24 protein-coding genes and 1 rRNA gene are annotated in these 21,475 nt (G+C 66.2%); 8 read left to right on the plus strand and 17 right to left on the minus strand.

All coding sequences use genetic code 11. From position 1 onward, the window contains the following. Positions 1-11: 11 nt before the first annotated feature. Positions 12-1,436, minus strand: coding sequence for an FAD-dependent oxidoreductase (locus tag DS837_RS17260; protein ID WP_247889985.1), 1,425 nt, complete (start codon positions 1,434-1,436; stop codon positions 12-14). Positions 1,437-1,451: 15 nt separating this feature from the next. After that, positions 1,452-2,582 (minus strand): polysaccharide pyruvyl transferase family protein, encoded by a 1,131-nt coding sequence (locus DS837_RS17265; protein WP_149165885.1) that lies wholly within the window; start codon positions 2,580-2,582, stop codon positions 1,452-1,454. Between the two features lie 150 nt (positions 2,583-2,732). On the opposite strand from DS837_RS17265, the gene DS837_RS17270 reads away from it, so the two are divergent. After that, complete coding sequence (locus DS837_RS17270; RefSeq protein WP_149165886.1) at positions 2,733-3,200, plus strand: HAD family hydrolase; 468 nt, start codon at positions 2,733-2,735, stop codon at positions 3,198-3,200. Between the two features lie 6 nt (positions 3,201-3,206). Here the strand turns inward: DS837_RS17270 and DS837_RS17275 are convergent, their stop codons facing one another. Next, the gene (locus DS837_RS17275; protein ID WP_149165887.1) at positions 3,207-4,196 is read right to left on the minus strand and encodes a TerC family protein; all 990 of its coding nucleotides are present in this window, start codon (positions 4,194-4,196) and stop codon (positions 3,207-3,209) included. A 332-nt stretch (positions 4,197-4,528) separates the two neighbouring features. Here DS837_RS17275 and DS837_RS17280 point away from each other — a divergent pair, with 332 nt between their 5' ends. Continuing rightward, entirely contained in the window at positions 4,529-4,855 is a 327-nt protein-coding gene (locus tag DS837_RS17280) for an HU family DNA-binding protein (RefSeq protein WP_282187574.1), read from the plus strand. Between the two features lie 55 nt (positions 4,856-4,910). Then, a complete protein-coding gene (locus tag DS837_RS17285; RefSeq protein ID WP_149165888.1) occupies positions 4,911-5,321 on the plus strand; it encodes a Ros/MucR family transcriptional regulator in 411 nt (136 codons plus the stop codon). 118 nt (positions 5,322-5,439) lie between these two features. Here the strand turns inward: DS837_RS17285 and DS837_RS17290 are convergent, their stop codons facing one another. Next, positions 5,440-5,967, minus strand: coding sequence for a GNAT family N-acetyltransferase (locus DS837_RS17290; RefSeq protein ID WP_149165889.1), 528 nt, complete (start codon positions 5,965-5,967; stop codon positions 5,440-5,442). A 527-nt stretch (positions 5,968-6,494) separates the two neighbouring features. On the opposite strand from DS837_RS17290, the gene rpoH reads away from it, so the two are divergent. Together rpoH and DS837_RS17300 are read left to right on the plus strand one after the other, a co-directional pair. Further along, entirely contained in the window at positions 6,495-7,385 is an 891-nt protein-coding gene (gene rpoH / locus DS837_RS17295; RefSeq protein ID WP_035673897.1) for an RNA polymerase sigma factor RpoH, read from the plus strand. Positions 7,386-7,616: 231 nt separating this feature from the next. Continuing rightward, positions 7,617-8,963 carry a globin-coupled sensor protein gene (locus DS837_RS17300; protein ID WP_149165890.1) on the plus strand — a complete coding sequence of 449 codons (1,347 nt, stop codon included), beginning with the start codon at positions 7,617-7,619 and terminating at the stop codon, positions 8,961-8,963. Between the two features lie 109 nt (positions 8,964-9,072). Here the strand turns inward: DS837_RS17300 and DS837_RS32095 are convergent, their stop codons facing one another. Then, the gene (locus DS837_RS32095) at positions 9,073-9,243 is read right to left on the minus strand and encodes a hypothetical protein (protein ID WP_170295888.1); all 171 of its coding nucleotides are present in this window, start codon (positions 9,241-9,243) and stop codon (positions 9,073-9,075) included. A 317-nt stretch (positions 9,244-9,560) separates the two neighbouring features. On the opposite strand from DS837_RS32095, the gene DS837_RS17305 reads away from it, so the two are divergent. Then, positions 9,561-10,136, plus strand: coding sequence for a GNAT family N-acetyltransferase (locus tag DS837_RS17305; RefSeq protein WP_149165891.1), 576 nt, complete (start codon positions 9,561-9,563; stop codon positions 10,134-10,136). Here DS837_RS17305 and DS837_RS17310 read toward each other — a convergent pair. After that, on the minus strand, positions 10,114-10,542 hold the full coding sequence (locus DS837_RS17310) for a hypothetical protein (RefSeq protein WP_247889986.1): 429 nt from the start codon (positions 10,540-10,542) through the stop codon (positions 10,114-10,116). The genes DS837_RS17305 and DS837_RS17310 overlap by 23 nt on opposite strands. A gap of 262 nt (positions 10,543-10,804) precedes the next feature. Here DS837_RS17310 and DS837_RS17315 point away from each other — a divergent pair, with 262 nt between their 5' ends. Next, the gene (locus tag DS837_RS17315) at positions 10,805-11,959 is read left to right on the plus strand and encodes an alpha/beta hydrolase family protein (protein ID WP_149165893.1); all 1,155 of its coding nucleotides are present in this window, start codon (positions 10,805-10,807) and stop codon (positions 11,957-11,959) included. A 4-nt stretch (positions 11,960-11,963) separates the two neighbouring features. Here DS837_RS17315 and DS837_RS17320 read toward each other — a convergent pair whose 3' ends face one another. The 9 genes from DS837_RS17320 to DS837_RS17360 form a co-directional block, all read right to left on the minus strand. Further along, on the minus strand, positions 11,964-12,599 hold the full coding sequence (locus DS837_RS17320; protein WP_149165894.1) for a LysE family translocator: 636 nt from the start codon (positions 12,597-12,599) through the stop codon (positions 11,964-11,966). Positions 12,600-12,673: 74 nt separating this feature from the next. Beyond that, on the minus strand, positions 12,674-13,339 hold the full coding sequence (locus tag DS837_RS17325) for an MORN repeat-containing protein (protein WP_149165895.1): 666 nt from the start codon (positions 13,337-13,339) through the stop codon (positions 12,674-12,676). A gap of 89 nt (positions 13,340-13,428) precedes the next feature. Beyond that, positions 13,429-13,887, minus strand: a complete 459-nt coding sequence (locus DS837_RS17330; RefSeq protein ID WP_149165896.1) for a molybdenum cofactor biosynthesis protein MoaE — start codon at positions 13,885-13,887, stop codon at positions 13,429-13,431. A gap of 16 nt (positions 13,888-13,903) precedes the next feature. Beyond that, on the minus strand, positions 13,904-14,155 hold the full coding sequence (moaD, locus tag DS837_RS17335; RefSeq protein WP_038527886.1) for a molybdopterin converting factor subunit 1: 252 nt from the start codon (positions 14,153-14,155) through the stop codon (positions 13,904-13,906). After that, positions 14,155-15,408, minus strand: coding sequence for a molybdopterin molybdotransferase MoeA (moeA, locus tag DS837_RS17340; protein ID WP_149165897.1), 1,254 nt, complete (start codon positions 15,406-15,408; stop codon positions 14,155-14,157). The genes moaD and moeA overlap by 1 nt, the downstream gene beginning before the upstream one ends. 29 nt (positions 15,409-15,437) lie before the next feature. Further along, positions 15,438-15,965 carry a molybdopterin-guanine dinucleotide biosynthesis protein B gene (gene mobB, locus DS837_RS17345; RefSeq protein WP_149165898.1) on the minus strand — a complete coding sequence of 176 codons (528 nt, stop codon included), beginning with the start codon at positions 15,963-15,965 and terminating at the stop codon, positions 15,438-15,440. 164 nt (positions 15,966-16,129) lie between these two features. Next, positions 16,130-16,741, minus strand: coding sequence for a CDP-diacylglycerol--glycerol-3-phosphate 3-phosphatidyltransferase (gene pgsA, locus DS837_RS17350; protein ID WP_149165899.1), 612 nt, complete (start codon positions 16,739-16,741; stop codon positions 16,130-16,132). Between the two features lie 48 nt (positions 16,742-16,789). Further along, positions 16,790-18,787 (minus strand): excinuclease ABC subunit UvrC, encoded by a 1,998-nt coding sequence (gene uvrC / locus DS837_RS17355; RefSeq protein WP_149165900.1) that lies wholly within the window; start codon positions 18,785-18,787, stop codon positions 16,790-16,792. 401 nt (positions 18,788-19,188) lie between these two features. Beyond that, positions 19,189-19,959 carry an SDR family oxidoreductase gene (locus DS837_RS17360; protein ID WP_149165901.1) on the minus strand — a complete coding sequence of 257 codons (771 nt, stop codon included), beginning with the start codon at positions 19,957-19,959 and terminating at the stop codon, positions 19,189-19,191. Positions 19,960-20,054: 95 nt separating this feature from the next. Here DS837_RS17360 and DS837_RS17365 point away from each other — a divergent pair, with 95 nt between their 5' ends. Continuing rightward, on the plus strand, positions 20,055-20,855 hold the full coding sequence (locus tag DS837_RS17365; protein WP_149165902.1) for a hypothetical protein: 801 nt from the start codon (positions 20,055-20,057) through the stop codon (positions 20,853-20,855). On the opposite strand, the gene DS837_RS17370 is transcribed toward DS837_RS17365, so the two are convergent. Next, a complete protein-coding gene (locus DS837_RS17370; protein ID WP_149165903.1) occupies positions 20,827-21,117 on the minus strand; it encodes a YkgJ family cysteine cluster protein in 291 nt (96 codons plus the stop codon). The two genes, DS837_RS17365 and DS837_RS17370, sit on opposite strands and share 29 nt — an antisense overlap. A gap of 228 nt (positions 21,118-21,345) precedes the next feature. Then, positions 21,346-21,461 (minus strand): 5S ribosomal RNA (rrf, locus tag DS837_RS17375). Between the last annotated feature and the right edge of the window lie 14 nt (positions 21,462-21,475).

Consider the following 21,475-nt stretch of genomic DNA (forward strand, 5'->3'; position numbering starts at 1 on the left):
CCGAGGAAGCCCTACGCCTCCGGCTCGCGCAACAGGGCACCCTGACGCAGCAGCTCGCGCTGGATGGCGCCGACCGGGATGTCGCGGGTGCGCTCGCCGCGCCGTGCCGCCATCGACGCACACACCCCAGCGGCCTGTCCCGTCGCCATGCAGGTGGGCGTCACCCGGTAGGAGGAATGAGCCTCATGGCTGCCGGAGATGCAACGGCCCGCCACCAGCAGCTTCTCCATCCCCTTGGGCAGCAGGGCGCGCATCGGCACCTCGTACCACTCGCCGGAGGGCACGCGCTTCAGCACCGTGCCGCGGCCGGTCGGGCTGTGGATGTCCACCGGGTAGGTGCCGCGCGCGATGGCGTCCTTGAACTTCGCCGCACCCAGCACGTCGTCCGCGGTCATGGCATAGTCGCCGACGATGCGCCGCGTCTCGCGGATGCCGATTCCGGTGCCGGTCTGGCAGGTGTAGGAGTCGGCGAATCCGGGGGCGTATTTGCGCAGGAAATTGGCGATCTGCGCGGCCTGCCGATGGCTCTCCCACTCCGCGCGGGTCAGGTCGAAGACGTTGGTGCCCAGCGCGCCGGTGACCCGTGTGCAATTCAGGGCAATCTCTCCGGGATGGGTGGTGGCGAAGAACAGGATGTCCTCGCGCGCCAGATCGAGGTCGCCGTTGGCGGTGGCCTTCGACACGAGGTCCCAGAGCCCGTGCACGCCGCGCCATTGCGTCGGATGCTCCCGCACATAGCCGTTGAACGCGTCGTGGTCGAAGCCGACCATACGGAACATCAGAGTCATGGGCTGGGTCAGCCCGTCCTCCTCCCGCCCGACCTCGTAATCGCAGCCGGCCAGCGCCGCGATGTCGCCGTCGCCGGTGCAATCCACGATCACGTCGGCCTCGATGACCACCGGGCCGGACTTCGTCTCGAAGACCACCGCGTCGGGTTTCCCGGGCTCGCCGAGGACGGTGGAGGCGAAGGCGTGCAGCAGCACCTTCACGCCGGCCTCGTCGAGGATCTGCTGCGCGGTGACCTTCAGCACCTCCGGATCGAAGGGAACGGTGAAGCCGGTGTCCGGCGAGGGCGGAATGGCCCCCTGGTTGGTGTAGAGCCGGCCCAGGAAGACGGCCAGCGCCCCACCCACCACCGGCTCGCCGGGGCCGTGGTCCTGGGGCATCAGGCGGGTGTTGTCCACGACCGCCACCGAACCGCGCTGGGTGTAGAAGCTCATCCAGGGCATGACGAGGGCCGCCGTGGCGTTGCCGCCGAGGAAGCCGTAGCGCTCAACCAGGATGGTTTCGGCCCCGGACTGGGCGGCGCCGATGGCCGCCCCCATGCCGGCGGGGCCACCACCGACGACGAGCACGTGGCAGCGCGCGACCTTCATGGCGCGGCGCGGCGGCAGGGTGACCGACACCGGGTTCGGTGGACAGGGCAGAATTGGCAAGGCTGGCTCCTTTCGTCATTCCGCCGCTTCGGCCGCCGCTTCAGCGCGTGGCGCCACCGTCCGCAGGGCCAGCGGCGCCGTCTCGCGGGCACGCTCCATCAGCACGGGAATCCGGTCGCGCAGCAGTCCCTTCTGCTCCGCACGGTGGTCCCACAGGCGGTCAAGGTCGGCGAGGAAGGTTCCGGCGGTGGTGTGGGACACCGTCGCCCGCGGCTCCAGCCCGACCGAGGACAGAAAATCCGACACCTTGGAAGCGTAGGGCAGCGCGATCAGCGGCGTGCCGGTGATGGCCGCGAAGATCAGGAAATGCAGCCGCATCCCCACGGCCATTTCGAAATGATCCATCAATCCGATGATCTGGCGCGGCGTGTAGCGGTACTGGAGCAGATGGGCGCGTTCCGACACCGCCATGCGGCCCATGACACGGTGCGCCTCCCGCACGTCGGCGCGCTCCATCGGCACGAACACCACATCGGCGCCGAAGCGCTGAACGATGTAGTCCGCCGCCTCCGCAAGAAGCTGGTGATAGGCCGCGTCGCTGAGTTCGGGCGCCGCAGCGCCCTGCTCGCGCACCGACAGGCCGACCAGGGGGCGGCCGCGCGGGATGCCGGCCTCGGCCAGCATCTCCTCGGTGAAAGGCTCCGGCGTCAGCAGCAGCGCCGGATCGGCGGTCACCGTCACCGGGATCCGCACGCCGATCTCCTCGATCAGCCGCTTGGCGCTCGGTTCACGGACGGTGATGCCGGTCATGCGGTCGAGCCCCTCGCGCACCGCGTCGCGCTCCACGCGGTCCTTCAGCGGACCGACGCCGATGGCGAAGGTGTAGGTGGGTACTCCCAGATTCTGCGCGATGGTGACCTCGCGCAGATAGGTCTGCGCCTCGCTGTCGTAGAGGATGCCGCCGCCGCCCAGAAGCAGAAGGTCGAGCCGCTCCACCTCCGGGGTGATCTCGTCGCGCATGGCTTCCCGCGGGTTCAGGACGCGCTCGACCGCGTGGTTCTCGCGGGTGTGGGCGGCGTTGCGGGAGAAGACCACCACCTCCACACCGGGCACCGTGGCGCGCAACTGCTCGATGGCCGATGTGAGGATCGCCTCGTCCCCCAGATTCAGACCGCCGTATGATCCTGAAATGCCTATGACCGTCATCCGAATCCCCCTGCCGCACAGAAGCCGTGCGCCTATGTCTTCGGGTGCAACCCGACCGGCTGGCGAAGGTTCCGTGCGACCGGTACTCTGCGGTCGCGCTCATCCGGATTTGGACGGACTGGACGTTGGACGGGCTGGACAGGACAGACGATGCAAAGACCCAAGCTGTTTCTCGACCTCGACGGCGTTCTGGCCGATTTCGATCGCGGCGTGAAGGCGGTCACCGGCAAACGCCCGGAGGAGATCCCGATGAAGGTCATGTGGCGGGAACTGTCCCGCCATCCCGACTTCTTCGGAACGCTGGAGTTCATGCACGACGCGCAGGATCTTTGGCGATTCTGCGAACCTTACGCGCCGACCATCCTCACCGGTTTGCCGCTTGGCTCCTGGGCGCCGGAACAGAAGCGGCGCTGGGTCGCGCATATGCTGGGCCGCCATGTGCGAGTCATCACCTGCATGGCCCGCGACAAGCATCGCCATGGCGGGCCGGGCACGGTCCTGGTGGATGACCGCGAGAAGGCTCGCGATCCCTGGACGCAGGCGGGCGGCGACTTCATCCTCCACACCAGCGCGAAGGAGAGCATCGCCGCCCTGAAGCGCCTGGGCTTCACCGGCTGACCGGCATCACTCCGCCGGCAGCCGCTTGCCCTCGCTGCGCGTCTTGAGAAGTGAAACCACCACGCCGCCCACGATCAACGTCAGCGTCACGCCCAGCGAGATCAGCGGGTCCGGCTTGCCAAAGATCTGCGTGTAGAAGATCTTGCCGCCGATGAAGACCAGCACCAGCGCCAGCGCGTATTTCAGGTAACGGAAGCGGTGGACCATCGCCGCCAGCGCGAAGTAGAGCGCGCGCAGGCCGAGGATGGCGAAGATGTTGCTGGTGTAGATGATGTAGGGATCGGTGGTGATGGCGAAGATGGCCGGCACGCTGTCCACCGCGAAGATCAGGTCGGCGAACTCGACCATCATCAGCGCGAGGAACAGCGGTGTTGCATAGAGCGCGGTCCGACCATCCGGACCCGTCTCCCGCACGAAGAAGTTCTGGCCGCGGAAACCGTCGGTGATCCGCATATGACGGTTCAGGAAGCGCAGCGCCGGGTTGTTGGCGAGGTCCGGCTCCTTGTCCACGGCGAACAGCATCTTCACACCGGTGATCAGCAGGAAGGCGCCGAAGACATAAAGCACCCAGTGGAATTCGCTGACCAGCGCGGCGCCGGCGGCGATCATCAGGCCGCGCATCACGATCACGCCCAGGATTCCCCAGAACAGCACGCGGTGCTGGTAGGTCCGCGGGACCGCGAAGTAGGTGAAAATCAGCGATATGACGAAGACGTTGTCGAGCGACAGGCTCTTTTCGATGAAGAAGCCGGTGTAGTACTGGGCCGCCGCCGCATCGCCCATCGACCACCAGACCCAGCCACCGAACAGAAGGGCGACGGTGATGTAGAAGGCGGAGAGGCGAAGGCTTTCCTTCACGCCGATCTCACGGTCACGGCGATTGAGAATGCCGAGGTCGAAGGCCAGCAAGGCCAGAACGATGCCGATGAAGGTCAGCCAGACCCACACCGGCTTTCCCATGAAATCGAGAAAGACGGGAGCGACAAGGGAATCCATAAACAGCCCCACTTGATTGCGCTGCGTCTGCAGTGAATTCAAGCGGGATCCGACATCACGGCTGACGCCTCAGCCGTCAGAGGGGCCCGGACCCGAACGCCACGCAAGTGGTGTTGCTGTTTTTCCGTTCAAGGCCTGCTCAGTGCCTGCATTCGGCGAGTCGATCAACTATCGACGGAAAACATCCTCCGTTTTCCGCTGGCTCAGCACCGTTGTGCCACGGTGGGCGGTCGCTTTGATGCATCTGGGCCACAGGGGATGCAAGAACTCGTCATTGGCAAAACACTTATGGTTGCCTTTCCGGCCATCGCTCTTGTGCCAATGGATTCAATCTGCCAAGAACACGGAAAAATCCACACGCGCAAAAGCACCAGGAGTTTCGCATGAACCAGGCCGAGCTCATCGAGACCGTCGCAACCAACGCCGGCATCCGCAAATCCGATGCGGCGAAGGTCGTCCAGTCGGTGTTCGAAGGCATTTCCTCGGCTCTCGGTCGTGGCGAGGATGTGCGTCTTGCCGGGTTCGGCATTTTCGAAGTCGCCGAACGCGCCGCCCGCGAGGGGCGTAACCCGCGCACCGGCGAGGTGGTGCAGATCGCCGCGTCCAAGGCGCCGCGGTTCAAGCCGGCCAAGCAATTGCGCGACGTGGTGAACGTCTGATCGACATCGCCCAAATCCACGGCTGATCCACAGGGGAACGGAGCTGAACGCGGCCATGACCATCGAAGCATCGGAACTGCAGGCCCTGACCGCCAAGGTCGTTTCGGCCTATGTCGGCAACAACACGGTGCCGGTCGCCGACCTGCCGGCGCTCATCCTCAACGTGCAGGCGGCCTTCAACGGTCTTGGTGAAGACAAGTCCGCACCGGCCAAGGCCGAATTGGTCCCCGTGGTGCCGATCAAGAAGTCGGTAACCCCGGAATACATCATTTGCCTTGAGGACGGGAAGAAGCTGAAGATGCTGAAGCGGCATCTGAAGACCGTCTACGACATGTCCCCGGACGATTACCGTGCCAAGTGGGGCCTGCCGGCGGAATATCCGATGGTCGCCCCGAACTACGCCAAGGCCCGGTCGGAGATGGCCACGAAGCTCGGCCTGGGCCGCAAGCGGGTCGTGCAGGACTAACCCTCAGCCCTTCGCGGAGCATTCAAGAACGGGCGCATCCACAAGATGCGCCCGTTCTTGCTGTCACTCGAACCGTTGAACGAACCGACGCACCGTTGTCCGGTCCAATCAACACCCTTCATCGATGCTCCGCGGGTGACGACGCATCTCCGTTGCCGAGCGGGCGCTGCATCAGGACACTGTCCACCCAACGCCCGAACTTGAATCCAACCGCCTTCAGCAGGCCCGCCGGCTCGAAGCCGAGGCTGCGATGCAGACCGATGGACGGGGCGTTGCCGCTGTCGCCGATCACCGCAATCATCTGGCGACAACCAGCCATTGCACAGCGGTCGATCACCGCCAAGAGCAAGGCCCGGCCCGCACCGCGCCCCATGCAGTCCGGGGCGAGATAAATCGAATCCTCGACGCTGTAGCGGTATGCGGTGCGCAGCCGGTAAGGGCCTGCATAGGCATACCCTATGACCCTGCCGTCCATCTCCGCAACGACATAGGGCATGCCCCGGGCCAGCACGTCGTCCCGCCGACGGGCAAGCTCTTCCAGGCTGGGTGGAACTTCCTCGAAGCTGGCCGTGCCGGTCAGGACATGGTGGGTGTAGATCGCCTCGATGTGCACCAGATCGCCCGGTCGGCTGTCGCGGATGTTCATGGTGAGATCTCTCGCCTCGCGTCTTCCTGGGATTCTTCCCGGCATAGCACGACTGCTGACCGGCGGAACACAAGCGTCGCCGCTGGTCGCGGTTGCTCCCCGCCCCTCTCACCCCTGAGGAACGTCCTATGCCGGGCGGCCGCCTCCATTAGCCTGTATGGCCATAGCTTATGAAAAATATACCGAACGCCGACCGAGTGATGAAAAAGCGGAGAGAAATACCTCTGCCTTCACCTCAAACGAAAGCCGTCATATTTTCGCCAATCTCCCAAAAGTTCTTCCGATCTTTTTGGCATTCATAAGGACCGAATAGTCCGGATATACGCCAAAAAATATTGCTGCACCGCCGTTTCAAGGCTTGATCCAACTTGGTGGTGGCGGCACAGTATCAGTGTCTGATTGACGTGTTCCTGGATAATTTCGGCAAATCCCCACAATAAAAATGCCGAAACGATGGGCGTCTGCGAACGGCCATCGAAAAGGTTCCACGGCAAGAGACGGTGGAGCGTTGGAGAGAGGAGGCCGGTGTGCTCAAGAAACTCCTGACTGGTGAAAACGCCAGCCTGACCCGCTATGTCGAGGAGTCGAAGCGGTTCCCCATCCTAGCCCCCGACGAAGAGCGCGAGCTGGCCGTCGCTTGGCGCGACCGCGGGAACGGCCATGCGCTGGAGCGTCTGGTGGGCAGCCACCTGCGGCTGGTCATCAAGATCGCCCGCGGTTTCGGCGGCTACGGCCTGCCGCTGGTCGACCTCGTCGCCGAAGGCAACGTGGGTCTGATGCAGGCCGCTCAGAAATTCGATCCGGGACGCGGTTTCCGTTTCGCGACTTACGCCACCTGGTGGATCCGCGCGGCCATACAGGAATACATCCTGCACAGCTGGTCCCTGGTGAAGATGGGCACGACCGCCGCGCAGAAGAAGCTGTTCTTCAACCTGCGCCGCCTGAAGAGCCAGATGCAGGAACTGGAACAGGGCGACCTGTCCCCGTCCACCGTCACCGCCATCGCGACCGAGTTGGATGTGCCGGAGCAGGAGGTGATCGAGATGAACCGCCGGCTGTCGTCCAACGACAGCTCGCTCGACGCTGCCATGTCCAGCGACGGCGAAACCAACTGGCTGGAGCTTCTGGCCGACGACCGCCCGACCCAGGAGAGCGTGATCGCCGATGCCGATGAGTTGGCGCTGCGCCGCCGGTTGGTCGGACAGGCCCTGGAGCGTCTGGACGACCGTGAACGCCGCATCCTGTTCGAGCGCCGCCTGAAGGAGGACCCGTCCACTCTGGAATCGTTGAGCCAGCAGTTCTGCGTGTCGCGCGAGCGGGTACGCCAAATCGAGGTGCGAGCCTTCGAAAAGCTGCAAAAGGCGGTCCTCAGCGCCGCCCAGGCGCTGCGCCGCGCACCGGCCCATATGGCCGCCTAATGTAAACGAACAGACAGTCTCACGACGGTTCACGACATACCGGCGGATGCCAAACGGCTCCGCCGGTTTTCTATTTTATTGACGTCTGATGATTTGCTGTGCCTGCGACAACGCTGCCGGTTTTCACACCCACCGTAACCCTCCATAGTGCCGACCGCAGGTTAGTTACTTTGCATTAAAAACAAGTTGCGCTAATCTGATGCGGTCCCATTTTCGCGGGGAAATTGATCCATGTCGCATTCTGCCCAGACACAGTCCATTCTCGACCGCATCTCCTTCTTGCGAATCGACGAACCCACCAAGGCAGTCCTTCGGGAATTCCAACCCCATCTCGCCCAGCGCATCGATCAGATCCTTGAGGAATTCTACGGCTACCTGCGCTCGGTCCCACAGGTCGCGACGCTGCTCGCCAATCCCACGGTGGTCAGCCGGGCACGCGACATGCAGAAGCAGCATTGGCTGAAGAATGTTTTCACCGGCACCTTCGACGATGCCTACATGGCGCAGGTGCTGAAGATTGGGCAGGCCCACCAGCGCATCGGTTTGGAACCGCGCTGGTACACCGGAGCCTATTGCTTCACGCTGAACAAGCTGATCGATCTCGCCTATCAAGTCTACCGCAAGAAGCCGGAGAAGCTCGCCCAGCTGATGCAGGCGATCAACAAGGCGGTCTTCCTGGACATGGATCTGGCGACCTCGGTCTACGTCGACCTGAACACCGCCGCGATCATCTCGCGGGAGTTGGGAACCACCGCCGACTCGTTCGAGCGCGAGGTGAAGAGCGTGGTGCAGGCCGTGGCCTCCGCCGCGCAGCAACTCCAAGGCACCGCCCAGAACATGAGCCGCACCGCCGAAGAGACCAGCGCTCAGTCCACCCAGGTCGCTGCGGCGGCGGAGGAAGCCTCCGTCAACATCCAGACCGTCGCTGCGGCGGCGGAGGAGCTGACCGCCTCCATCGGCGAGATCAGCCATCAGGTAACCCAGTCGGCCGCCATCGCCGGCGAGGCTATGTCACAGGCGGAGCGCACCAACAACACCGTGCAGGGGCTCGCCGACGCCGCCAGTCGGATCGGCCAGGTGGTGAAGCTGATCCACGACATCGCCAGCCAGACCAACCTCCTCGCCTTGAACGCCACGATCGAGGCGGCCCGCGCCGGCGAGGCCGGCAAAGGATTCGCGGTCGTGGCCTCGGAGGTGAAGAGCCTCGCCAACCAGACCGCCAAGGCGACGGAGGAGATCAACTCCCAGATCGGCGCGGTTCAGGGTGCGACGCAGGATGCGGTGCTCGCCATCCGCTCGATCTCCGAAACCATCGCGCGGATCAACGACATCTCGACCTCCATCGCTTCGGCCATGGAGGAGCAGGGCGCCGCCACCACCGAAATCGCCCGCAACGTCCAGCAGGCGTCGATCGGCACCCGCGAGGTCAGCGAGACCATCGTGCGGGTCAATTCCTCGGCGTCGGACACGGGGTCGGAAGCGCGCAGCGTCCTGTCGGCGACAAATGAGCTGTCCATTCAATCGCACAATCTGCGGGCCGAGGTCGACCGCTTCCTGGCGCGGGTCCGGGCCGGCTGATCGTTTCAACAGACTGTGGCCGGCGGCCTAATCAATGCCGCCGACTCACTGAGTTGAACGGCACTGAGTTGAACGACCCGTTTTCATGCGGGCGATACGGGCGTTGCCGTCAGAGAACGGTGCGGAGAACCGTATCGCTGACCTTGATCTTTGCCGCATTGGCCGCCGAACGGAGATCGTCGAGCGAACGCCAATGGCTGCGGCCGCCGATGGTCGTCAAAGCACCATTCTGCATCGCCACGAAAAGGCCGGTGCGCCCGAGGTTGACAATCTTGATCATCGCGCGGTCCCCCTCTCTTCTGGCGCTTTCTCTCGGCTTGAGAGTCGCGCCTTGTCGCCGAACGGCTGCGTCTTTGCTCCAAATCGTTTAGAGACTTATCAAGAATCATCCTATTTCGTCAACAATGACGATCGTCATATCCTTTCGGTTGTTGAATTCATCCGCATGATGGGCTTACAGAATGATTTTCGTAAATTTTTCCCTTTCTGTTGCGTTTCACAGGAAGGTTTTGCTCGGTAAGACTTTCATCGGGCGCGGGGAACGCCGCCAGCGTCGATCCGTTCATTCCATCAGATGGTATGAAGTCCGGAGGAGGAATGGACGCCGCCACCGCGTCGCAGGATGTCATCAGCCTGCCCGTCGCAATTCGCCCGGCCTGCCGCACCGACCTGCCGGATCTCGAATGGTTCGGGCTGCACACGCCGCACCGGGAAATCCTCGCCACCGCCTTCCGTGCCCAGGAACGCGGTAGCGGAGCCCTTTTGGTGGCGGAGATCAACGGTTTTCCTGCCGGCCAGATATGCATCGACTTCCAGCGCAAACGGCATCTGCGCCGCGCCACGCTGTGGGCGTTGCGGGTGTTCCAACCCTTCCGCAACCGGGGCATCGCCACACGGCTGATGGCCGCCGCCGAGGGCACCGCGCTCGATCACGGCTATTCGGAATCGGAACTGGGCGTGGACCGGGACAACGCCGGGGTCCTCGCCTTCTACGAGCGGCTGGGATACGAGTTGCGCGGCACCGAACGGGGACGCTATTCCTACCGCACCCCGGCCGGCGAACTGGTCCAGGTGCCCATCGATCAGTGGATTATGCGCAAACCCCTGTTCAGCCGGACGGCATGGCAGATTGGCGCCGGCTTTGCGCGGGTCACTCCGCCGCCAGCGCTATGAGCCGGGCCGGGCGACGGCGTGGCAGACGGATGCGCGCGCCGTCCAAAATGTCGGCAAGTTCCCGTGCGGAATCGGCGGCCATGGTCAGGGCGACCAGGGGAAGCCAGCGGTCGAACACTTGGGTCGTCACATCGCCTTCCCCGGCCTGCATGGCGGCCAGCGCGTCCAGCACCGCCAACTCGTCCATCCCGACCCGCGAGCAGGAGGGGCAGCGGAACGCCGGCCGGCCCGCGTTGGTCACGGCGAAGGTTCCCAGGAGAGCGAACAACGGCAGCAAAGCCGACGACGGCACGCCGGCCACACCGAAGCTGGCCCGCATGGCGGCCATCGCGCCCGCCGTGCCGTGACGGAACCACTGCCGGAAGCCGGTCAGCAGCGCACGCTCGGCCGTTGTCAGATCGGACACCGTCCAAGGGGACAACCTTCCCTCGCTCACAGAATCGCACATGTTGACCCCTCCCGACTGAAGTGACGGAGCCAACCTTAGACGACTCGCAGATGAATTGCGAGTCATTCGCATTTGCAGCTTGTGGACCTTCTGACGCAGGGCGCCCAAAGCGGGAAGCTGTGACAAAGCCCCGTGACATAAGCCGGCCTGTCCTGATGGAAAGGTAGGGTTAACCATATTCCGAGACCCTTCACACGCCCGCAGACAGGAGCGTGGAAGGATGAGGCGGACAGTCGGACAGGCGCTGCTCGGATTGATGGTGGCGTTGGCAATGCTCGGTACGGCGCAGACCGCGGCGGCCCAGATTCACCTGAACCCGGCCTATGGCGACGGTGCCCTGCTCGGCCCGACCATGGCCCGGGGCGCGGTGGTGTGGAGCCACGGCCGGTCGGTGGACGTGGAGGATTCGAACGCCCCCACCCCGCTCTACATGAAGACCATGAAGGACGCGGGGTGGGACGTGTTCCGGCTGGATCGCATGCGGGTCAGCGACACGCTGCCGAACAGCTCCCGCGCGCTGGCGGGTTATGCCGACCAGTTGAAGGACCGCGGCTACCGCAAGGTCGTGCTGACCGGCCAGTCCTTCGGCGCCTTCCTCTCGCTGATGGCCGCCGGACAGAGCGACCGGGTGGACGCCGTCGTCGGCACCGCCCCCGCCGCCTTCGGCAACTTCTCCGACTCCTACGACAGCTTCCGCGACAACGCGGCGCAGCTCTGGCCGATCCTGCGCGGCATCCACAACGCGCGGGTGATGCTGTTCTTCTTCCACGGCGACGATTTCGACCCCGGCGGACGCGGGGAATCGGCGCGCGGCATCCTGTCCTCGCGCGGGCTGGACCACATCGTGGTCGATCAGCCGGCCCTGCTGACCGGCCATGGCGCCGCGACGACCGGCATGTTCGTCCGGCGCTTCGGCACCTGCATCCTGCGTTTCGCCGAGGCGCCGCCGCGCCGGGGCGACCCCTCCTGCGACGAATCCTGGGGCCGCACGCCGAGCGCGGAGCTGATGCGGGCCGCGGCGCCGGAGCCGCGCACCGGCAGTGGCACCTCCTCCTCGGCGGGCACAGGCGCCCGCTCCTTCCTCGGCGTCTGGTACGGCGCCTACATCAACGGGCGGGAGATTGCGCTGGCGGTGGACCGGGTCGACGGCGACGCCGTCTACGCCGACTATGTGCTGGGGCCGGGCATGGAGGCCGACCAGCCGATGGAGCGCGCCCAGCGCAAGGGCCGCATCGAGAACGACGAGCTGGTGTTCGACGAGAAGGGGCGCAACGTGCTTCGCTACAGCGTCCGGACGGACGGGCGCCTGTCCGCCACCTGGCTGGACCGCTCCGGCAAGGGCCGTCTGGAGACGACGCTTCGCCGGATGGACTGAGTGATCACAGCCGGCGGGCGAGGGCCAGCAGCCCGCCGGCGCCGATCATCAGGCCGCCGGTCAGACGGTTGAGGGTCCGGGCCGCGGACCCGCTGGTCAGGCGCGCACCGATGCTGTTGCCCCCGGTGGCGTAGGCCATGATCCAGCCGAACTCGATCACCACCATGATCGCCACCAGCGCCACGAGTTGCGGCATCAGCGGGGCCGCCGGATCGATGAACTGCGGGAAAAGGGCGGCCATGAAGACCAGCGCCTTCGGATTGCTCAAGGCGACCAGCAGCCCGCGCAGGAACAGGCGATGGGCCGGGGCTTCCTCCGCTGCCGCGGCGCCGCTGACGCGCGGCGAGCCGTCCGGCACCGGCGCCCGCCACGCGGCGATGCCGAGCCAGGTCAGATAGGCCACGCCCGCCCACTTCACCGCCTGGAAGGCCGGCTCCGATGCCGCCAGCAGGGCGCCGAGTCCCAGAACCGACAGGGTGGCCATCGTCGTCAGCGCCACGCACATGCCAAGCCCGCCCCAGGCCGCGCGGCGCACGCCGTAGCGCAGGCCGAGGCTCATCGCCAGCAGCATGTTGGGGCCGGGGGTCATCGACAGCACGAAGGCCGTTGCGAAGAAGAATCCGAGAGTCTGCCAGTTCATCGCCGTCTTCCGAAGAGGTCCAGGATGTCACCACGGCGCGGCGCGTCTGGCAAACGCCGCCTGTGCAAAGCTGGTCAACGCCGGTCCCGATTGGGCCGGCCTGGATTGCTCCCAACCGGAGCACGGTAATCCCACGGCGGCGTGCGCAACCACTCCTCCAGGCTGCCCGGCGCCGCCGGGCCTTTCAGATCCGGCCGCTCGGCCGACTGGATGGGCTCGAGAGGCTTCGAGCCGAGAAGCGCGCCGGGCCACACCCGCCCGTCCCGGTCGACCCGCGCACGGTAGCGCAACCCCATGGAGGCAACGAACTCCCCCTGCCCGGTCGGGCGCCCGAACGCGAACCCGCCGACGTAGCGGTGACCGTCCGGCAGGGTCAGCATCCCCGGGCCGGTGGCAAGGCCATGCCGGAAACGGCCCTGGAAGATCGTCCCATCCGCGCGACCGCTGCGTCCAGGCCCCTCCGCCCGACCATCGACGAAGACCGCCTCGGTCCAGTCCGCCGGCTCCGCCCCATCGAACATTTCAAGAACACCGGCACCGTGAGCGAAACCGTTGCGGCAGGCGCCGCTCCAGCGGACGGACCTCCCCCGGCTCGGATCAGGGTCGCGGACGCGGCAGCCGCTGACCGGGTCGGTTAGAACCCGCTCCGCCGTTTGCCGATCCTTCCCTTGAACCGGGCACGACAGGAACGCGCCCAGCGACAGAGCCGCCAGTCCGGCGAGCAGGAACCGGGTTCGCATGATCGGACACTCCGCATGCGCGCACAGCCTTGCGCGGGAGCGGATCCAATCACCGTGAGGAGACCGCCGTCTGTGCCCTGCCTCTCACTTCACGTCGGTTTCGTCCAGCGGGCCGCCGCCACGTCGTCCGAATCCTTGGCCTCTACCCAGCGTTCACCCTCCGGAGTGGCCTCCATCTTCCAGAAGGGCGCCCTTGTCTTCAGCCAGTCGATCAGGAAATGGCAGCTTTCGAAGGCCGCCTCGCGGTGGGCGCTGGCGGTGGCGACCAGCACGATCCGGTCGCCCGGCTCCAGCCGCCCGTAGCGATGGATGATCAGCGCGTAGTCGAGTGGCCAGCGCGCCCGTGCCTCCGCCTCGATGGCCTCCAACTGCCGTTCGGTCATGCCGGGATAATGCTCCAGCGTCATGGCGCTGACGGCTTCGCCGCCGGCCATGTCGCGAACCAGCCCGACGAACAGGGTCACCCCGCCGATTCCGGTCTTGCCGCCGGTCATCGCGGCCAGCTCCGCACCGACGTCGAAGTCCTCGCTCTGCACCTTCACCGTCACGGCAAGGTTTCCTTTCTCAGCCGCCGGTGACGGGCGGGAACAGGGCCACCTCGTCGCCGGGACCGACCGGGTGGTCGTAGGGCACATGCTCCTGGTTCACCGCGACCTTGACCACCGTGCTGTTGGCGAGCGCGTCGGCGTGCTTCGGGCTGCGGGTCTTCAGCCACGCCACCAGGGCGCCGACGTCCCGGACCTCCGCCGGCAGGTCCACCGTCTCGGTCGCCACGCCGATTTTGGTGCGCAGCCAGGCGAAATAGAGGATCTTCATCACCGAACCTCACTGAAAGGCAGGAAATCCACGATCATCCCCGGCTCGACGCGGGTGATCTCTTCCGGCAGTTCGACGAGCCCGTCGGACTCGACCATCGACGACAGGATGCCCGCCCCGTCGCGCGGGTGCTTGACCGCGGTCAAAACCCCGTCCGCGGCGCGGGCGAGCGTGGCCCGCACATACTCGCGCCGCCCCGCCTTCTTCTTGTAGGTAAAGCCCGCACGCAGCGGGAACAAGGCGGGCGCCTCGTCCGCCGCCCCCATCAGCCGGAGCAGGATCGGGCGGGCGATGCGCAGGAAGGTGACCATGACCGCCACCGGGTTGCCCGGCAGACCGACGAAGACCGCTCCCTTGGCCGTGCCCAGCGCCACCGGCCGTCCCGGCTTGATCGCCAGCCGCCAGAAATGCAGGCCGCCCAACGCTTCCACCGCCGCCTTGACGTGGTCCTCCTCCCCGGTGGACATGCCGCCGGAGGTGATGAGAACGTCGTGCGTCTCCGCTGCTTCGGCCAAAGCGCCGCGAACGGCGTCGAGCCGGTCGGGCAGAATGCCCAGGTCGGTCACGCCGCAGCCGAGCTGGCGCAGCGAGGCGATCAGGGCGAAGCGGTTGGCATCGTAGATGCAGCCGGGCTCCAACGGCACGCCCGGCTCCCGCACCTCGTCCCCGGTGGAGAAGACGGCGACACGCAGAGCCGTGCGCACCGTCACCTCCCGCTGCCCCAGCGAGGCGAGCAGGCCGATGTCCTCCGCCCGCAGCCGGCGTCCGGCGGTCAGGACGGTGCTGCCCTGTGCCATGTCCTCCCCAGCGCGGCGGCGGTTGGCGCCGCGGCGGATGCCGGGGGGAATGGCGACGGTGCCCTCCCCCGCCTTGCAGTCCTCCTGCATCAGCACCGTGTCGAAGCCTTCGGGCATCGGGGCGCCGGTGAAGATGCGCACCGCCTCGCCGCGCCGCCCCGGACGGTCCAGCGCGTGGCCGGCGGCGACGCGCGCCGTGACCGGCAGCCGCGTGGCCGCGTCGGGCGTCAGGTCGTCGAAGAAGACCGCGTAGCCGTCCACCGCCGAATTGTCGTGCGGCGGCACGTCGAACGGAGCGACGACATCCTCGGCCAACACATGGCCCAGGGCGTCGGCAAGACCGATCCGGCGGGTCGCGGTGACGGGGTGAAGGCGGCCAGAGAGAAGCTCCAGCGCCCGGTCCACCGCCATCATCTCGCCGCCGAAGGCGAAGCAATCGTCGCTAAGCTGAGCCATTGCCCTACTCCACCCTGCACACCGCCGTCTCAGACAGCCTGCCCCGTTGCCCTGCACCGGTCCAGCGCGCAACGCTCGATGATGAAGGACGCGATGGCCTCCTCGTCGTTCAGGTCGAACACGGGTACCCCGGCGTCCGGCACCGGCCCGTCGCTGGCGATCGCGACGATGCTCGGATCGTCGCGCGCGATCAGCGACTTGCCCACCGAGGCGCGCCACACCTCGATCTTCTCGTGCGGCTCGCGCTTGAACCCTTCGATCAGCAACAGATCGACGGGCGAGAGCTTTGGCAGCAATTCGGTCAGGGACAGTTCCGGTTCGTCGTTGCGGATCTCATGCATCAGCGCCCAGCGGCGGGGCGAACTGACCAGCACCTCGGTGGCGCCGGCCTCGCGATGGTTGTGGCTGTCCTTGCCGGGATGATCGATGTCGAAGCCCTTGTGCGCGTGCTTCATGGTCGAAACGGTCAGGCCACGCCGGATCAGCGCCGGGATCAGGCGAACGATCAGCGTCGTCTTGCCGCTGCCGCTCCACCCCGTCAGGCCGAACATCTTCATGGAAGCCCCTATCCTCCGCCTTGCCGCCCATCGCTGCGCGGGCGTTCCCCGGTCACATAGCAGAAACACACGGGCATGCGAACGGACAAACCGGATTTGTGGTCCGCTCTGCCGCCAGCCGGAAAGCCTTTGCGATAAAAAGCGACTCGGCCCCGAAACGCGGCTCAGCCCGGCGTGCGGGCCGGGTTGCCCGGCGCGCCCTTCCGGGGCTTGGCCGGCTGGTGGGCCATCATGTGCTTCAGCCCGGCGCGCATGTAGTCCCAGCCGGTGACGAAGGTGAGGATCGCCGCCACCCACAGGCCCAGCGTGCCGATCAGCGTGACCGGGATGTGGACCGGGCCGTAGTCGCCGACGATCAGGAAGCCGATCGCCACCATCTGGATCGTCGTCTTCCATTTGGCCATCCAGGTCACCGGCACCCCGACGTTCAACCCGGCCAGATACTCGCGCAGGCCCGACACCAGGACCTCGCGCAGCAGGATGACCACGGCGGCCAGAACCGACACGCCGGACAGCCGGGCGAAGGCGACCAGCATGATCAGGGTCGCGGCGACCAGCAGCTTGTCCGCGATGGGGTCGAGGAACTTGCCGATGACGCTTTCCTGCTCCCAGGCGCGGGCCAGATAGCCGTCGAACCAGTCGGTGATGCAAGCCGCGGCGAACAGGGCGCAGGCCGTGTAGGCGGCCCATGCCTCGGGCACGTAGAACAGCCCGACCACGACGGGAATCACCGCGATGCGCGACAGGGTGAGCAGGTTCGGCAGGCTGGTCAGCATCGGTCGCAACTCTGGAATCGGGGGAAACGCGCGGCGGGCGGCGTCATTCTAACCGTCTGAATGGAAATGATCGTATATCTTTTTCGCCACCGTCTTGCTGATCCCTTCGACCGACTCCAGATCCGCCAGTCCCGCGCGGGAGACGGCGACGGCGCTCCCGAAATGGTGAAGCAGGGCCTTCTTCCGGCTGGGTCCGATTCCGGGGATCTCGTCGATCATGGATTTGCCCAACGCCTTGGTGCGCTTCGCCCGATGGGTGCCGATGGCGAAGCGGTGCGCCTCGTCCCGCAGCCGTTGCAGGAAATAGAGCACCGGGTCGCGCATTTCCAGCTGGAACGGCGCGCGGTCCGGCATGAAGAAGCGCTCCCGCCCGGCGTCGCGGTCCGGCCCCTTGGCGATGCCGACCAGCGTCACGTCGTCGATCCCCAGATCGGCCAGAACGCCCAGCGCCATGTTGAGCTGCCCGATGCCGCCGTCGATCAGCACCAGATCGGGCCAAGTGCCCTGCGTCCGCTCCGGGTCCTCCTTGATCGCCCGGCCGAAGCGGCGGGCCATGACCTCGCGCATCATCGCGAAGTCGTCGCCGGCGGCGCCCTCGGTCTTGATGTTGAACTTGCGGTAGGCGTTCTTGATGAAGCCCTCCGGCCCGGCGACGATCATGGCGCCGATGGCGTGGGCGCCCTGGACGTGGGAGTTGTCGTAGACCTCGATCCGCTGCGGCGGGGCGTCCAGCCCGAAGACCGTCGCCACCCCGTCGAGCAGCCGCGCCTGCGACGAGCTTTCGGCCAGCCGCCGCCCATGGGCCTCGCGCGCGTTGGTCAGGGCGTGCTCGACGATGCGCCGCTTGTCGCCCCGCTTGGGCGCGGCCAGCTCGACCCGATGGCCGGCGCGCAGCGCCAGGGCCTCGGTCAGCAGCTCCTGCTCCGGCAGGTCGTGGCTGACCAGGACGAGGCCGGGGGCGGCCTTGTTCTCGTAGAACTGGGCGATGAAGGCGGCCAGCACCTCCGGGGTCTCGGCGCTCTTGTCGTGACTGGGGAAGTAGGCGCGGTTGCCGTAGTTGCGCCCACCGCGGAAGAAGAACACCTGCACGCAGGTCATCCCGCCCTCCGCATAGGCAGCGATCACGTCGGCGTCCTCGATCACCCCTTCGACGTTGATGTCCTGGTGCGCCTGCACCGCGGTCAGAGCGCGGATACGGTCGCGGTAGCGGGCGGCGGTCTCGTAGTCGAGATTCTCCGCCGCCTCGGTCATCTTGGCGACGAACTCCGTCTGGATGTCCCGGCTCTTGCCGGACAGGAAGGCGCGGGCCTGATCGACCTGCGCCTGATACTCCGCCGGGCTGACCCGCTCCACGCAGGGCGCGGTGCAGCGCTTGATCTGGTACTGCAGACAAGGCCGGGTGCGCGCGGCGAACACCGTGTCGGCGCAGTTGCGCAACAGGAAGGCACGCTGGAGCGCGGTGATCGTCCGATTGACCGCCCCCGCCGAGGCGAAGGGGCCGAAATAGTCGGCGTCGCGCGACCGCGCCCCCCGGTGCTTGGTCAGCTGCGGATAGTCGTGGTCCTTGGTGATCATGATGTGCGGGAAGGTCTTGTCGTCCCGCAGCAGCACGTTGTAGCGCGGCATCAGCCGCTTGATCAGGTTCGATTCGAGGAGCAGCGCCTCGACCTCGGTGTGGGTCGTGACGAACTCCATGGTCTCCGTTTCCGACACCATGCGCTGCAGTCGCACGGGCAGGCGGTTGACCTGGGTGTAGTTGAACACCCGCCGCTTCAGGTTCTTGGCCTTGCCGACATAGAGCACGGCCCCGTCGCCCGCCAGCATGCGGTAGACGCCGGGCGTCTGCGGCAGGGTCTTCAGGTGGTCGCGGATCACCTCCGCCCCCCGGGCGAGATCGGCGGGGCGCCGTCGCGGGCGTGGCGTCTTGTCCACGCCTTGGATATCCGCGCCTGGTGCGTCGGCGTCCAGAAGGTCGGCGCCCAGAAGGTCGGCGTTGTCCGTCTCCGGGAGGATGAGGTCCGTGGGGGTGTCTGCGGTGTCGGCCATGTCTCGAATGTCGTCGGGTCCGGGGAGGGGGTCAACCACCCCCTGTCCTGAATGGTTAAGACGAACGATCCACCTCTTCCGTGGGCATCCGTCGGGATATCCACGACTCCTGTGGATAAGTGTGTCGATAACCCAAGGGTTACCCCAGAGGAACCAAGGCGGCCCAAGGGATTCCAAAGCTATGCACAAAATTTGGGCATTTCACCTAAGATGTTGTTTTTGCTGGAGACACCCCGAGTCAAGTCGGCACTTTGGCGCTGCGCCGCTATTTTTCCAGATCGTGCAAACAGCCCCTTGCGCCGATGAGGACGGATGTGTACAACGCGCGGTCCTCTTGCCGGGGCGCCCAACCCACCAAGGGGTTGTCCGCTGAACGGCCAGACGACTCCTGGCCGAACCGCCTATTCCATTGGCACGAATCCCAAGGACGGCTGCGCCCATCCCAAATGCTCGCCACCGTCGAGCGCGACCATTTGTCCGGTGACCGACGGCGCGTCGATGAGGAAGCGCAGAGCCGCGCAGATCTCTTCCGGCGAGGGGCCGCGCCTCAGCGGAGTCGCGTCACGCTGCGCGGCGAACTCCTCATCCGTCTGCCGGACATTTTTCAACGTCGGGCCTGGTCCGATCGCGTTGACCCGGATGCGCGGGGCGAGCGCCATGGCGAGCGTCTGGGTCAACGTCCACAGGCCAGCCTTCGACAGGGTGTAGGAGATGAAGTGCGGGGTGAGGTTCCACACCCGCTGGTCGATCATGTTGACGATCAACCCCTCCCTGTCGCCCGGCACCTGCGCGGCGAAGGCTTGGCTCAACACGAAGGGAGCGCGAAGATTCGCCTCCATGTGGCGGTCCCAGGACTCGCGGGTCACGTCCCCCACCTCGTCCCGCTCGAAGCGGGAAGCGTTGTTGACCAGCAGCGACAGCGTGCCCAGCCGCTCCACGGCTTCGGGCACCAACGCCCGCGCGTCCATCTCGCGCTCCAGATCGGCCTGAAGCGCCACGGCAACGCCGCCCTGCCCGACGATCTGCGTCACCACTGCGTCGGCCTCGCTGCGGGAATGCCCGAAATGCACCCCCACCCGCCAGCCACGCGCCGCGAGATCGAGCGCGATGGCGCGTCCGATCCGCTTTCCCGCCCCGGTGACCAGGGCCGCTTTCCTCTTGATCTCCACCATGCCGCCATAGGTACCCTGCCACCCGTTCCGGTCAAGGGGGTTCCCTCCGGGTCAAGGACCGGACCGGTGAAAGACGCACGGAGCGGGATGCGGCCATGCTGAGGGAAGCCTTCGAGTACCTGATCACCCCTTGCCCGCCATTGGCCCGCCGCTACGGCTATCTGGCGGAGGCGCTGGCCCTCGGAGCCCGCCACCGGCGCCAGCGGCGGGCCTGGGCGCCCCATGTCGATGCCTGCCGCCGCTTCGTCCAAGAGGCCGCCGAGCGGGCGCCGCGGGGCGGGCGGGCACTGGTGGCGGGGTCGGGCTTGCTGATCGAGGTTCCGCTGCCGCTGCTGGCCGAGCGATTCGGCGAGGTGGTGCTGGTCGACATGGTTCACACCCATACCGCTCGCCTGCAGGCGCGACGCCATCCCAACGTCCGCCTGCTCACTCTCGACGTCACCGGTGCGCTGGCGCCGCTGGACGCCGCTCTCTCCGACGGTTCACCGCTTCCCTCGCCGTCGCCACCCGACCTGCCGGGGGAGCGATTCGCTCTCGCCGTGTCCTGCAATCTCCTGTCGCAGCTCCCGCTCCTGCCCTTGGACGCCATCGACCGTAGGGCACCGAGCACGCCCGAGGCGGAGCGGGAACGCTTCGCCCGAACCCTGGCACACACGCATCGCTCTTGGCTCGCCCGTGTCGCCGAACAGGCCACGCTCTTCACCGATACGGAAAGTCTCTGGGTGGAGAGTGGCGCAGTGCAGGAACGCGAGACCTCTCTCTGGGGGCTCGATCTTCCCTCTCCCGACCGCGCCTGGGATTGGGACATCGCCCCGGCCCCGGAGGAAGACCGCCGGCGCAGCCTGCGTCACCGGGTCGGGGCTTGGTTCAATCTTGCAGCCCCAGTTGGGACCTGACGGTGTGACAGGCGTCGCTTCCCGCCGTGAACTCCCGGCACACCAGCGGGCGGTGCTCATAAACGCTGCAAAAGACGGATTCGCCGAGGGTTCCCATCAGAGCCGCACAGCGATTGCCGTTGCACCGCATGCGGCCGTCCTCCTTCAGGTGCTCCATGATCCCGTCGCCATCCCAATCACCGATGAAAGTTGGCCATTCCCAGGAATAGGCGCAACAAGCCCCACAGCTTTCGCAATCAGGTACGTCATCAGCCGTCGGCATAACATGCCCCCATTTTTCCTCGTCTGTCTCCCACCGCCTTGATCCCCTCCCCCGCCTTCGGCGGGGGAGGGTTAGGGAGGGGGCCCGTAGCGACGGCCAGGCACAACGAAAAGCCGGCGCCTCCCACAGGGGAAAGCGCCGGCCTTGCCGTTCATGAAGCCGATTGTCAAGTGTTTGTGTGAAACTGCTGCGTCCACATCCTTGGATGGCGTGGCGTGTGCCGTGGTGACCTGGCGGCGACCTACTCTCCCACGTCTTAAGACGCAGTACCATCGGCGCTGAGGCGTTTCACGGCCGAGTTCGGAATGGGATCGGGTGTTGGGAGCCTCGCCATGACCACCAGGTCACCAAGGCACAC

The organism is Azospirillum brasilense, assembly GCF_008365405.1.
Lineage (GTDB): Bacteria > Pseudomonadota > Alphaproteobacteria > Azospirillales > Azospirillaceae > Azospirillum > Azospirillum brasilense_D.